Below are 12,910 nucleotides of genomic sequence, written 5' to 3' on the forward strand. Positions count from 1 at the left end.
AGACCGATGCCCCTGTCATTGGTATGGTGCACCTCGGCCCCGGCGCTTTCTTTCGTGCTTTCAACGCCATCTACACGGATGAGGCGATGGCCATCGACGGGGGCGATTGGGGCATCCTTGCCGTGAGCTTGCAAAGCGCGCGCGCACAGCAGGAACTTGAGCCGCAGGGCTGCGTCTATACATCCGTTGCAATGGGGCCTGAGGGAGAGACCGCGCGTGTCGTGAATGCCATTTCGGGCGTCATGGTTGCGCCGCAGAACCCGGAGGCGGTGTTGAACGCGATGGCGCAAGACGAGGTTAAAGTAGTTTCCCTCACAATCACAGAAAAAGGATATTGCCGTCATCCGACCTCAGGTGGTTTGAACGTGGAAAACCCGGATGTGCAACATGATCTGAACACTCCGGCGGCTTCCAAAACCGCGCCCGGCCTGATCGTTGAGGCGCTGGCACGGCGCAAACAGGCGAATGTCAGACCGTTCACCGTGTTGAGCTGTGACAACCTGCCGGAAAATGGGGCGACGACACGGCGTATCATTCTTGAGTTTGCGCAGAAACGTGATCCCGAACTGGCCGCATGGATATCAGAACATGCACGTTTTCCATCCACGATGGTCGACCGGATCACCCCGGCAACGACACAAGGTGACATTGACGCGCTGGCGGCGCGCAGCGGTTACTATGATGCGGCGCTCGTGCGGCATGAAGGGTTTCGCCAGTGGGTGATTGAAGACGACTTCGTTGATGGTCTCAGACCGGCGTGGGAAAAAGCGGGAGCGCAATTTGTGGGCTCCGTCACCGCGCATGAAGCGATGAAGCTGAGGTGCCTTAATGGCACCCATTCGACGCTGGCATATCTGGGCTATTTGGCAGGCTATGAAACAATTGCCGAAACCGTGGCTGATGCGTCCTTTGCCTCATTGTGCAACACGCTCTGGCATGATGAGATCCTTCCAACCGTGCCCGTGCCCGAAGGTGAAGACTTGCAGGCCTATGTGGCAGCATTGCTCGCGCGATATCAAAACCCTGCAATCCGGCATCTGACTTGGCAGATCGCAATGGATGGCTCACAAAAGCTGCCTCAACGTATTCTTGGCACCATTGCGGACGGGTACAGGGCAGGGCGCGCGCCGCATGGGCTGTGCCTCGCCGTGGCGGGTTGGATGCGGTATGTCGGGGGCGTGGATGAAAAAGGCGCAGCGATAGATGTGCGCGATCCCTTGGCCAAAGCAGTGAAAGCGGCCTCGGACAGTGCTGAAACATCATCCGGAAAAGTGGACGCGCTGCTTGGGGTCCGTGATGTCTTTGATGATGAGCTCTCTTCAAACCCGGATTTCAGACAGGCAGTGTGCAATGCATATGAAACGCTGGTGTCGAAGGGCGCAGCCGGGGCTGTTGCTGAATATGTTAAAGGCGCAGATCAGGCCTGAGTGGACACGCGGGGCACCAGTGCCCTGACCAGTTCTTTCATGTCCAGAATACCAACCGGAACGCCATCCTGCATCACCCGATACGAGAGGGTGGTGTCCCCCCCGGACCGCGCGATCAGATGCTCCAGCGTATCATCCGCCGCAACATCACCGGCAAAGGGCATATCGGTGAGCGGTTTCATGACCGAGCGGACACGCAGGACGCGGGCGCGGTTGATGTCGCTGACGAAGTCTTCGATGTAAGGGTCGGCAGGATTCAGCAGGATGCCTTGCGGCTCGCCCTGTTGGATGACAGCGCCATCCTTGAGGATCACGAGATGGTCCGCCAGTTTCAGAGCTTCATCAAGGTCGTGCGTGATAAAGACGATCGTCTTTTTCAGCTCGACCTGTAGTTCGAGCAGCAAATCCTGCATGTCCGTCCGGATCAGCGGGTCCAGCGCGGAAAACGCCTCATCCATCAGCATGATGTCCGTCCCGGCAGTCAGTGCGCGCGCAATGCCCACCCGTTGTTGCATGCCCCCCGAAAGTTGCGACGGATACCGGTCCTCATACCCCCCCAAGCCCACACGCGTGAGCCAGCGCCGTGCCTCTTTGTCCTGCGTCGCACGATCCGCGCCCTGAACCGCGAGGGCCGTGGCGGCGTTTTGCAAAACCGTGCGGTGCGGCAACAGGGCAAACTTCTGAAAGACCATCGCCATTTTCGTCTGGCGCAATGCCCGCAGGTCACTGTCGCTGAGCTTGGTGACATCCTCGCCATCCACAAGGATTTCGCCAGCGGTTGGGTCGATCAGGCGATTGAGATGCCGGATCAGCGTGCTTTTCCCCGACCCTGACAGCCCCATGACGACGGTGATTTCGCCCGCTTGCATGTCCACATTGATATCCTGTAGCCCCAGAACATGACCGTGATCTGCCAGCAGGGTTTCCTTGTCCAGACCATTGCGGACCTGCGTCATCATCTGCGTGCTGCGCGGGCCAAATATCTTGTAAACACCGCGCAATATGACTTTGGGTTCAGGCTTCATTTCACCGGTCTCAATGCGCATTCTTGTTCTTGTCGATACGACCGAGCGCCGCTTTTGAGGCGCGATCAAGGATCACGGCCAGCAACACGATGCCAAAGCCTGCCACAATACCGACGCCCAGTTCCAGATTGCGGATGCCACGCAGCACCAGCACCCCAAGACCGGGGGCAGAGACAAGCGACGCGATCACAACCATTGCAAGGCTCATCATGATGGTCTGATTGACGCCCGCCATGATATTGGGCAGCGCCAGTGGCAATTGCACCCCCCAGAGTTTCTGGTGTTTTGTCATGCCAAAGGCGTCTGCGGCTTCAATTACGTCAGGGTCGACGAGCCGGATGCCAAGGTCGGTGAGGCGGATGACCGGGACGATGGCGTAAAGGATAATTGCGATCCCGTAGAGCTTTGATTCTGTGACGGAAAACAGAAAGATCAGCGGAATAAGATAGACGAATGTCGGCAAGGTTTGCAGCAGATCAAGGATCGGCACGACGATGCGTTGCAGGGTGTTGGAGCGCGACATGGCAATTCCTATCGGCACGCCCAAGGCAACCGACAGCCCGGTACAGACAAAGATGATCGACAGGGTTTCCAACGCCACATCCAGATGATCAATCAGCCCCAGAAACAAGAACGACATGGCAACGAAAACGGTGACGCCGATGGATCGCGCGACGTACCACGTCAGGGCCACAAGCAGGGGCACGATGATAAACCACGGCGTCGTCGTGAACAGCCACAAGGCACCATCAAGCATCCACGACAGCGGTTGCGTGATCGGGTCCAGCACCAGTTTGAGGCTTTCGCGTGCGGCCAGAAAGGCGTTTTCGACACCTGCGGTCATGTCGCGGGTTTGCGGGATCTGCGTGCAGGACTCATGCAGCGTATCGAGAGAGGGAAAGGGGATGCTGCCAAATGACCGCTCTGTGTCGTCACCGCCCAACTGGCCAAGCAATGCCTGCATCGACGTGGGCGCGGTTTCGACGCTTTGATCGCACCACGCGCGCAGACCCAATGTATCAAAGAGACCGTCGTAATACGCCATTAAATGCCCTTTTGTTTCAATGTGCAGCGCCCGTTCTCAGAGCGCTGCACTGTCTTTTGATGGTGCAAGCTTATTGCAAAATGGCGCTCAGATTTGCCTTGGCATCGTCGTTGAGCCACGCAGCCCATGTGTCTTTATGCGTGGTCAGGAAATAGACGGCGGCCTCTTCGTTTGAGGCGTTGTTTGTTTCCTGCCATGCCAGCACTTCGCCCATCTGCGCATTGGTAAAGCTCATCTTGCTGAGCATTTCCGCGACATCTGGTTCGCGTTCCGAAAAGGTCGTGGTAACCGCTGTCACAACATTCGATGTGGGGTAGGCGGAGAGGCCGGGTGTCGCGCAATCTTCCAGCCCGTTGCAGGTGTGCGTGGCCTCATCGTAGGCAGGCATTTCAACCTGAACCATCGGGTATTTCCCAAGCACGGATGTGGGCGCCCAATAGTATCCAAACCAAGGCTCTCCCGCTTCGTATGCGGCTGCAATGGCCGTGGCGAGCGTCTCACCAGAGCCGTGTTGAAATCTTTCAACCCCTGCATCGGCCAGACCGGACGCCTTGAAATTGTTGTTGTTCGTGATGTCACAGCCCCAACCCGACGGGCAGTCATGAAAAAGCCCGCCAACGAGGTCTGGGTTGGCTTTGATACCGTCAAGGGTTTTCAGTTCGGGATGCGCGTCCGCAAGGTACTGCGGGATCCACCATGCCTCGACACCACCATCAGACAGCACCTTGGACACTTCAACAAGTTTGCCCTCAGCAACCAGTTCCTCATAGACTTCGGTGTAGCTTGTCCAGAGTTCGGTCAGGATATCCGGCTGGCCGGTTTCCGCGACGGATGTCATCGCCGGCACCGTTGTTGTGGGCACGACAGTTACATCGCAGCTATAGCCTTGGGTCATCAAAAAACTGGCAACTGATGTGACCACGGAGGCAGACGCCCAGTCCATTTCCGTGATCGAAACGGCACCGCAGTCAGCATAGGCGGCACCTGCTGTCATACCCGCTGACAGACATAGTCCGGCTGTGAATGTCTTGAATTTCATCGATAACTCCCGTTTTTAAGATCCAAGCGCCTCATTTTTAAGCGCTGATCCAATTTTTTTTGCTTCAGCCTATCACCCGGCCCATTATGCAGGCCAACGGAACACGTGTTACCCTGACCGGTGGCACAAAAACACACCTGAATGAGTAGGTAGCTGCGCCGCTATGGTCAAGTATTGAACGTACGGCGGCGGTGGGGCGCAGTTGCTGTGCAGGCAATGGCGCTTGTTTAGGCAGCACTTGTCACACAGTGCGCGGGCTTGACAGGGAGACACGCATGACGGAACGATTGCGCCAAGCATATTGGGGATATTTTAGATGGCTATTGGACTTGTCTTGGGGGGCGGTGCGCCCAACCTTCCGTTGATGTCGGGTGCTCTATTGGCGCTGGATGATGCAGGCATCGAATTTGACGTGGTTTCAACAACCGGCGCGGGGATGCTGATCGGGTTGCTGTATGCGGCACCAAGAAACGGTACGCGCAAGGAAACGTTGCAGGCAACCCGCGAAATGGGTGTGCACGACAGCATCTACAATATGTTCCCGGTCAATTACAAAATCTTCCACAAGGCCGGTCCCATGGCCGAGGCCTATACGAAATTCCATCAGACATGGTTGGCGGCCATGCCACGCGAGAACGAAGCGCAGCGTTTCATGTCGGATATCACGCAATTCTGGGTCGCGGCCTTTTGTCCAAGCGATATGAACCCCAAACAAAACGGGATGTGCCAGCCACCGCCATGGATTGATCTGGTCGTGGATTTTGACAAGCTTACTGATTTTGATGGCGAGTTTCTGATGTCTGCCTACTGCATCGAAGACGAAGCAGAAGTGACATTTGCCAAGGAGGAAATTACATCCGACCATTTCAAGGCGGCCTTGGCGATGCCCTTAATTTATGCGCCCTATAAAATGGACGGCAAAACATATCTTGAAGGATCGGCCTTTGACACACTGGCCTTTAGCCCGGGCTATGTGATGAGCCGCAATCTTGTGGATACGGTTATCTATTTCGATATCCTGGGCCAGAGAAAGCTGATTGCCGAGCCTGACAACCTTTATGATGCATGGGTGCATTCCATCATCAACCCACTGACGCGGATCGCTGAAATGGATTCGGCAAATTATGAAACCACGGGCTCCCAGCTTGAAGGGATCGATGTTTTGCGCATGCCGTTTCGTGACAATATCTCCGAAGAGCAATGGCCCAAGGTGCTGGACTGGTCCTACTCAAACATGTCCACATTGTTTGACATCGGGTATAAGACCGGAACGGAATTTGCACAGACGCACAAAGCCAAGCTCGAGGCCACCAACGTAAAGACACCCAAGAACACCATTGAGACGATTGCGAAAAAAGGGATGGGCAAGGAGATGATGGATATCGTCAAAACTGCCAAGAAGAGCGCCGCCCCGGCCAAAGGGTCGGAACTGAAAAAGCAGTTCGAGAAACTGGCCAAGGCTGAAGGCAAGGAAAACGACAAGGACCTGATCACCGCATTCTCATATGCGGCGCAGATGTTCGAGCAATCCTATGGGCCGGAAAAAAACGCTAAAAAACAATCGACGGCAAGCAAAGACAAATAGAGCGCGCTTTGCTACCCTAAGGGATATAGGGGAGAACCGTTGAGTATAAAAAGGTGCGATCAAGCGCCGCCAAGGGAACGGACGCATGAGTATTGAATGTCTGAATTGCGACACCGCAAATCGTGCGGGACGGCGTTTTTGCAGCAGTTGCGGAACCGCGCTTCCGGTTGCCTGTGCCTCTTGTGGGTTCTCCAATGAACCTGATGATGCCTTTTGTGGGGGCTGCGGTGTTGCGATCGTGCAGAGTAATTCTGCGCCTGTTCCAGCCCGCCGACAATCCCCTGTTGATCCGGCCAAACCATACGCCTTCGAAGGGGACCGCCGCCAGCTTACGGTGATGTTCTGCGACCTCGTTGGCTCGACAGTTATTTCGGAGCAGTTGGACCCCGAAGAGATGACCGGCTTGCTGACAGCCTACCGTGTGGCCTGTGCCGAAGTCGTCGAACAATTCGGCGGTTTCATCGGAAATTTCATGGGTGACGGGCTGCTGATCTACTTCGGATACCCGCAAGCGCATGAAGATGACCCGCAGCGGGCGATCCGCGCAGGTCTTGCCATCATTTCCGCTGTTGAAGCGCTGAACAAGGATTTCTCCGCACCTGACGTCTGCCTGAATGTGCGGATCGGGGTGAATACGGGGCTAGTCGTTGCCGCCGATATTGGTGCCGGTGAGCAGCGCGAAAAGATGGCGATTGTGGGGGACACACCCAATATTGCGGCCCGCTTGCAGTCCCTCGCGGAACCCGGCACCGTCGTGATCGGCCGGCGCACCCACCGCCTGATTGAGGGTCTTTTTATCTGCGAGCCGCTTGGTGCGCAGTCTCTCAAGGGCGTTTCAGACCCGATCGAAGTTTTCCGCGTCTGCGAAAGTACCGAGGCGCGCAGCAGTTTTGAAGCAAAATTGCAGCGGGGTCTGACCCCAATGGCGGGGCGCAAAGAAGAACTGAGCCTGCTTGTGAACAGGTGGGATCAGGCCAAGGGCGGCGACGGGCAGATCGTTCTTGTGTCAGGCGAGCCGGGCGTCGGTAAGTCACGCGTTTTGCAGCATTTTCAGATGCAGGTGCTGGCCCAGAATTGCACGGCGATCAGTTTTGTCTGTTCGAATTACAGGCAGGACACGCCGTTCCACCCCGTGATTGATTTCTTTGAACGCACCCTTCAATCTGAGGCGGATAACGCGCCTACGGCCATGCTGGACAAGTTGGACGCGTATCTGGCCGAGCTGGGGTTTGACGTGGCGGAGTACGGCTCCTTGCTGGCCGCGATGCTTAGTTTGCCCGCCGCAGGGCGATACAACACTCCGGTTCTGACGCTTGAGGACCAGAAAAAACAAACACTCAAAGCGCTTGTGTCCGTTGCCAAGGCGCTGTCCGAAAAAACTCCGTTGCTGATCCTTGTCGAAGACCTGCAATGGGCGGATCATTCAACCCGCGAGTTTCTGGGGCTTTTGGTCGAGCATGTGCGCACGTCCCGAATTCTGGTTGTCCCCGCGTTCCGTGCTGATTTCGAACCGCTCTGGAGCAAGCAGCCGCATTTGACGGTGTTGCGTTTGCGCCACCTCAGCCGTCCTGAGAGCATCGAGTTGATCGAAGGGGTGACGGGCGGTCGGCCGCTGCCTGATGAGGTGCTGGATCATATCTGTTCAAAAACGGACGGCGTGCCGCTGTTCATCGAGGAATTGACCAAGCTGGTTCTCGAGATGGACCTGCTCAAGCTCGTGAACGGGCGGTATGAATTGACGGGGCCGCTCGGGGCGACGGCCATCCCGGATTCGTTGCAGGATTCGTTGATGGCGCGTCTGGATCACCTCGGATCGGCGAAAGAGGCAGCACAGCTTGCGTCGGTGCTGGGGCGCACCTTTGGCCACGCGCTGCTTTTGGCGGTGACACAAAAGAGCGAGGATGCGCTGGATGTCGCGTTGACGCGCCTTGTGGATTCGGAACTGCTCTATCGGCGCGGGTTGGCCCCCGAGGTCGTCTATGAATTTAAACATGCGCTGATCAAGGATGCGGCCTATCAAGGCCTGCTGCACAGCAAGCGGCGCCAGCTTCATCTGGACATCGCGGAGGTTCTGGAGGGGCGGTTCCCGCAGGTGAGCGAGCGCAGCCCGGAAGTTTTATCCTATCATTACAAGGCTGCGGGTGATGTGGAAAAAGCGATCCCCTTCAGTTTTCGCGCCGGGGATGCGGCGGCGGCGCGCTATGCGTCAACCGAGGCCTCCGCGCATTACCAGTCCGCATTGGATATGGCCAAATCCATTCCGTCGGACGAATTGTCCGCGAAGCTGCAAATCCGTGCGATCCTGAAACTTGCGAATGTCGCCTCGTCACGCGACCAATTCGAGCGCAACCTTGGCAATCTTGGCATGGCGCGAACGCTGGCTGAGAAAATAGACCACAAGATCCGTTTGTGTCAGATACAGTATTGGACGGGTCGGACGTATTATGTGCTGGGCCGGTTTGCGCTGGCGGCTGATCTGGCCCGTCAGGCACTGGAACTGGCCGAACAGCTGAGTGATACCGACGAGCGGATGAAGACCGGACCCGTCAACCTGCTGGCGCGTGTACATTGCCTGCTCGGAGAGCCCGTGGCGGCGATCAACTATGCCTCGCAAAGCGTGCGCCAGATGCACGATGTAGGCGACCACCTTGAGGAAGCGGCCGTTGCGGGTGTTCTGGCCTTTGCGCTCGCACAACATGGTCAATACCAGCAAGCGATGGATGCGGCCAATCACGGTGTGGCGCTGGCACGTGAGGTTGCACATCTGCCGACAGAAGCGGCCTGTCTGATGTTTCGCGGGCTGGTGAACGGATGGTTCGGCCATCTGTCAGACGCCACGCCTGATTTTGAACAAAGCCTCTATATCTGCGAACAATCGGGTGATGTGTTCCGCAAATACCTGACCTTGGGATGGCGCGGAGAAGCCTGCCTTGTCGCAGGAGAAATCGTCGCTGCGCGCAATCATCTGGAACAATGCCTTGAACTGGGGGCCACCCTGGGCACCTCATTTCACCGCGGCGCGTTTGAGGCTTTTCTGGCGAAGGCGCTTTTGTCCAAGGGTGACATCAATACGGCAATGCGGCTCAGTGAGGCGGCGGTCGTGACGGCCACCGAAAGCGGCGAAACCTGGCCGCGATCCATCGCGTTGCGCGTGGCCACCGAGGTGCAGATCGCGAGCAGTACGCCGGATATTTCTGCCGCGCAGGCGTCGATCACCTCGGCCATCCAAATCCAGACAGAACGTCAGTGCAAATGTGATCTGGCATGGTCCTATCTGGTCAATGGGCATGTCCTTGCTGCTAAAGGCGAACATAAGGAAGCTGCGCAGGCCTACGCGGTCACACGCCGTATGTTTGAAGATCTGAACATTGAGCGTGGGATCGAATTGGCCAAAACGGCTTTGGTCGCTTTGAAAGGTGTCGGCGCGACGGCTGATTGACATCATGGCAGCAATGCAGTGCTGTTATTGGCGCGCAATGTGCATGGACAATTGCCCCGAATCCCAGCACCGTCCAACCGGCAAAATGAGTGCCTGTAGCCGGAACTGAGGACGACGAAAATGGATCGTGCTGGGATCGTTCACGAGAACTTTCTGAAACGCGTCGCGGCGCATGATTTTCCGGATGGGTCCGCCGCGCGGCGTGATGTGCCGCAGGAAAAAATGGTTGAGGTTTTCCGCGCGCAATGTCTGTCGCGCCAGCTTGATCGGACGAGCCGCGCAATGCAAAAGGCGGGGCAGGGGTATTACACCATCGGCTCCAGCGGGCATGAGGGCATGGCGGCGGTTGCTGAAAGCCTGCGCCCGACAGATATGGCCTTTTTGCATTACCGCGACGCCGCTTTTCAGATCCAACGCGCGGCACAGGTGCCGGGACAGACGCCCGCATGGGATATCCTGCTGAGCTTTGCCGCGTCGCGCGATGATCCGATCTCAGGCGGGCGGCACAAGGTCCTGGGGTCCAAGGCGCTCAACATCCCGCCGCAGACCTCGACGATTGCAAGCCATATGCCCAAGGCGGTGGGGGCCGCCTATTCGATTGGTCTGGCGCGTCGCCTGAAACCTGACCAGTCCACGCTGCCCCATGATGCTGTGGTCATGTGTTCATTTGGCGATGCATCAGCCAATCATTCCACGGCGCAGGGCGCAATCAACGCGGCCTGCTGGAGCAGTTATCAATCGGTGCCCATGCCACTGCTGCTGGTCTGTGAAGACAATGGCATCGGCATTTCGACCCCAACGCCTGAGGGGTGGATTGCGGCCAATTTGGCGCACCGTCCGGGCCTGCGCTACTTTGCCTGCAATGGTCTCGATATGACTGAAACCCTCGCTGTTGCGGGGGCTGCGGCGGCATATGTGCGGCGCCATCGCAAGCCTGCGTTTTTGCATCTGCGCACTATTCGTCTTTATGGTCATGCAGGGTCAGATGTTGAGGCGACCTATCGCAGCCCACAGGCCATTGCGGCGGATGAAGCCAATGACCCCTTGTTGCACAGTGTCCGGCTGATGCACGAACGGCAGGCCTGCGCGCCCCAAGAAGCCTTGGAAATCTATCAAAACGCGGGCACACAATGCACGCGACTAGCCGCACAAGCGGTGACGCGACCGCGCCTGAAAACCAGCGAAGACGTCGCCGCCAGCCTGATCCCGCCAGCGCGGCAGGTCGTGCCCAGCAACGGGCCGGATGCCAGCGAACGCGACGCGCTTTTCGGTAGTGACTTGCGCGCCATGGCAGAGCCACAGCCCATGGGGCGGCTGATCAGCTGGGCGCTGGCTGATCTGATGCTTGAGCACGGCGAGGTTATCGTTGCTGGCGAAGATGTCGGTCGCAAGGGCGGCGTTTACGGTGCGACGCAAAAGCTGCAGGCGCGATTTGGCCCGGACCGGGTTATTGATACGCTGTTGGATGAACAATCCATTCTGGGCCTCGCGTTGGGACTGGCGCACAACGGTTTTGTTCCGATCCCGGAAATCCAGTTCCTCGCCTATCTGCACAATGCCGAGGATCAACTACGTGGTGAGGCTGCGACGCTCAGTTTTTTCTCGGATGGTCAGTTTACCAACCCGATGGTGCTGCGGATTGCGGGGTTGGGGTATCAAAAGGGATTTGGCGGACATTTTCACAACGACAACAGCCTTGCCGTTCTGCGCGACATTCCGGGGCTTGTGATCGCATGTCCGTCCAATGGGGCGGATGCGGCGATGATGCTGCGCGAAGCGGTGCGGCTGGCGCGCGAAGAACAGCGCGTGGTGGTCTTTATCGAGCCGATCGCGCTTTACCCGATGCGCGATCTGCACGTAGCGGGCGACGGCGGATGGCTGCACCACTACCCCGCACCGGATCAGCGGATCGATCTTGGCGATGTGGGCGTGGTTGGGGATGGCACGGATATCGCGCTGGTTTCCTATGGCAACGGGCGGTATCTGTCCGAAAAAGCGGCCAAGGTGTTGGCAGAAAAGGGTGTTGGGACCCGCGTGATTGATATCCGCTGGCTGGCTCCGCAGCCCGATGCTGCGATCCTTGCGGCCACGCAGGACTGTGCTTCGGTGCTGATCGTCGATGAGTGCCGCCGCACGGGCAGTCAGTCCGAGGCTTTGCTGAGCCTTTTTACCGAAGCGGGGCGGACCCGGGTGGCGCGCCTCACCGCAGAGGATTGTTTTATCGCAACCGGGCCTGCCTATGCGGCGACGCTTCCCTCGGTCGAGGGTATCGTGTCTGCGGCACTCGGACTGGCGCAGGGTGCATCATGAGCAAAACCGCAGTTGTGATTTGCCCCGGTCGCGGCACCTATACGAAAAGCGAACTGGGATATCTTGCGCGCCATCACAGCGATGCCTTGGACCACCTCGCGGCGTTTGACCGCGAAAGGACCGCGCTGGGACAGCAGACGCTGGCCGACCTCGATGGTGCTGCGCGCTATCAGCAGGCCCTTCACACACGGGGCGATCACGCCTCGGCCCTGATTTATACCGCGTCGTTTCTGGATGCGCAGAAAATACCGGAGCAGATCGAAGTGGTCGGTGTGACCGGAAATTCGATGGGGTGGTATTCGGCACTGGCCGTTGCGGGGGCCGCGAAACCAGTCGATGCGTTCAGGATTGTCAACACGATGGGCACGCTGATGCAAGACAGCATGATCGGCGGGCAGTGTCTCTATCCATTTGTGGATGAGAATTGGCAGCAGATACCGGGGCTGCGTGACACGTTGCTGGAGCAGGTCGCGCAGATCGGGCGGCGCCCTGATCACAGTCTTGCGGTCTCCATCCACCTCGGCGGTATGCTGGTCGTCGCAGGGAATGAAGCCGGTCTGTCCGCATTTGAACAAAGTGTTACACCTGTGCAGGGGCGTTATCCGATGCGGCTTCCAAATCACGCCGCGTTTCATACCGCCCTGCAGGAACCTGTCGCGGCGCAGGGGCGCGCAGCCCTCAGCGCGGCACTTTTCCAGCCGCCGCAGCGTCCGATCATCGATGGGCGGGGGGCAGTCTGGTATCCAAAGTCGTGCACAACAGAAGACCTTCGCGATTATACCCTTGGCCATCAGGTGGTAGCCCCCTACGATTTCACCCGCGCAATCACAGTTGCAGCCCGTACATTTGCCCCTGACGTCTTTATCATCACAGGTCCGGGCACCACGCTGGGCGGGGCGGTCGCGCAAGCGCTGATCTCGATCGAGTGGCAGGGTCTGATCAGCAAGGAAGACTTCCAAACCCGCCAGCGCACGGATCCTGTGCTGCTGTCCATGGGATTGGCCGAGGATCGGGCGCGCCTGATGTGCGTGGGTTTTTGA

The 12,910-nt window shown here is 57.9% G+C and carries 7 protein-coding genes and 2 pseudogenes; 6 read left to right on the plus strand and 3 right to left on the minus strand.

The window, feature by feature from the left end; genetic code table 11:
• Window positions 1–23: 23 nt before the first annotated feature.
• Window positions 24–1,427 carry a mannitol dehydrogenase family protein gene (locus tag K5Q35_RS02415; protein WP_220798746.1) on the plus strand — a complete coding sequence of 468 codons (1,404 nt, stop codon included), beginning with the start codon at window positions 24–26 and terminating at the stop codon, window positions 1,425–1,427.
• On the opposite strand, the gene K5Q35_RS02420 is transcribed toward K5Q35_RS02415, so the two are convergent.
• From K5Q35_RS02420 to K5Q35_RS02430, 3 genes are all read right to left on the minus strand, one after another.
• Window positions 1,418–2,452, minus strand: a complete 1,035-nt coding sequence (locus K5Q35_RS02420; protein WP_220798745.1) for a glycine betaine/L-proline ABC transporter ATP-binding protein — start codon at window positions 2,450–2,452, stop codon at window positions 1,418–1,420. The genes K5Q35_RS02415 and K5Q35_RS02420 overlap by 10 nt on opposite strands.
• A 10-nt stretch (window positions 2,453–2,462) precedes the next feature.
• Complete coding sequence (locus K5Q35_RS02425) at window positions 2,463–3,497, minus strand: proline/glycine betaine ABC transporter permease (protein ID WP_220798301.1); 1,035 nt, start codon at window positions 3,495–3,497, stop codon at window positions 2,463–2,465.
• 70 nt (window positions 3,498–3,567) lie between these two features.
• Window positions 3,568–4,536, minus strand: a complete 969-nt coding sequence (locus K5Q35_RS02430; RefSeq protein ID WP_220798302.1) for a glycine betaine ABC transporter substrate-binding protein — start codon at window positions 4,534–4,536, stop codon at window positions 3,568–3,570.
• A gap of 316 nt (window positions 4,537–4,852) precedes the next feature.
• On the opposite strand from K5Q35_RS02430, the gene K5Q35_RS02435 reads away from it, so the two are divergent.
• The 5 genes and pseudogenes from K5Q35_RS02435 (at window position 4,853) to K5Q35_RS02450 (ending at window position 12,910) form a co-directional block, all read left to right on the plus strand.
• Window positions 4,853–6,121 carry a patatin-like phospholipase family protein gene (locus tag K5Q35_RS02435; RefSeq protein WP_220798303.1) on the plus strand — a complete coding sequence of 423 codons (1,269 nt, stop codon included), beginning with the start codon at window positions 4,853–4,855 and terminating at the stop codon, window positions 6,119–6,121.
• Between the two features lie 85 nt (window positions 6,122–6,206).
• Window positions 6,207–7,595 (plus strand): annotated as a pseudogene (locus K5Q35_RS22885) (AAA family ATPase); the annotation flags it as partial.
• A gap of 1,089 nt (window positions 7,596–8,684) precedes the next feature.
• Window positions 8,685–9,560 (plus strand): annotated as a pseudogene (locus K5Q35_RS22890) (adenylate/guanylate cyclase domain-containing protein); the annotation flags it as partial.
• Between the two features lie 120 nt (window positions 9,561–9,680).
• Window positions 9,681–11,870 carry a thiamine pyrophosphate-dependent enzyme gene (locus tag K5Q35_RS02445; RefSeq protein WP_220798305.1) on the plus strand — a complete coding sequence of 730 codons (2,190 nt, stop codon included), beginning with the start codon at window positions 9,681–9,683 and terminating at the stop codon, window positions 11,868–11,870.
• On the plus strand, window positions 11,867–12,910 hold the full coding sequence (locus tag K5Q35_RS02450) for an ACP S-malonyltransferase (RefSeq protein ID WP_220798306.1): 1,044 nt from the start codon (window positions 11,867–11,869) through the stop codon (window positions 12,908–12,910). Before K5Q35_RS02445 ends, K5Q35_RS02450 begins: the two co-directional genes overlap by 4 nt.

It is taken from the genome of Roseobacter sp. OBYS 0001, assembly GCF_019654895.1.
Taxonomy (GTDB): domain Bacteria; phylum Pseudomonadota; class Alphaproteobacteria; order Rhodobacterales; family Rhodobacteraceae; genus Roseobacter; species Roseobacter litoralis.

What these genes read in the sequence shown, in the direction of transcription:
- K5Q35_RS02445 (WP_220798305.1), top strand. Translation starts at nt 9,681, where the DNA reads ATGGATCGTGCTGGGATCGTTCACGAGAACTTTCTGAAACGCGTCGCG.
- K5Q35_RS02425 (WP_220798301.1), bottom strand. Translation starts at nt 3,497, where the DNA reads ATGGCGTATTACGACGGTCTCTTTGATACATTGGGTCTGCGCGCGTGG.
- K5Q35_RS02420 (WP_220798745.1), bottom strand. Translation starts at nt 2,452, where the DNA reads ATGAAGCCTGAACCCAAAGTCATATTGCGCGGTGTTTACAAGATATTT.
- K5Q35_RS02450 (WP_220798306.1), top strand. Translation starts at nt 11,867, where the DNA reads ATGAGCAAAACCGCAGTTGTGATTTGCCCCGGTCGCGGCACCTATACG.
- K5Q35_RS02415 (WP_220798746.1), top strand. Translation starts at nt 24, where the DNA reads ATGGTGCACCTCGGCCCCGGCGCTTTCTTTCGTGCTTTCAACGCCATC.
- K5Q35_RS02430 (WP_220798302.1), bottom strand. Translation starts at nt 4,536, where the DNA reads ATGAAATTCAAGACATTCACAGCCGGACTATGTCTGTCAGCGGGTATG.
- K5Q35_RS02435 (WP_220798303.1), top strand. Translation starts at nt 4,853, where the DNA reads ATGGCTATTGGACTTGTCTTGGGGGGCGGTGCGCCCAACCTTCCGTTG.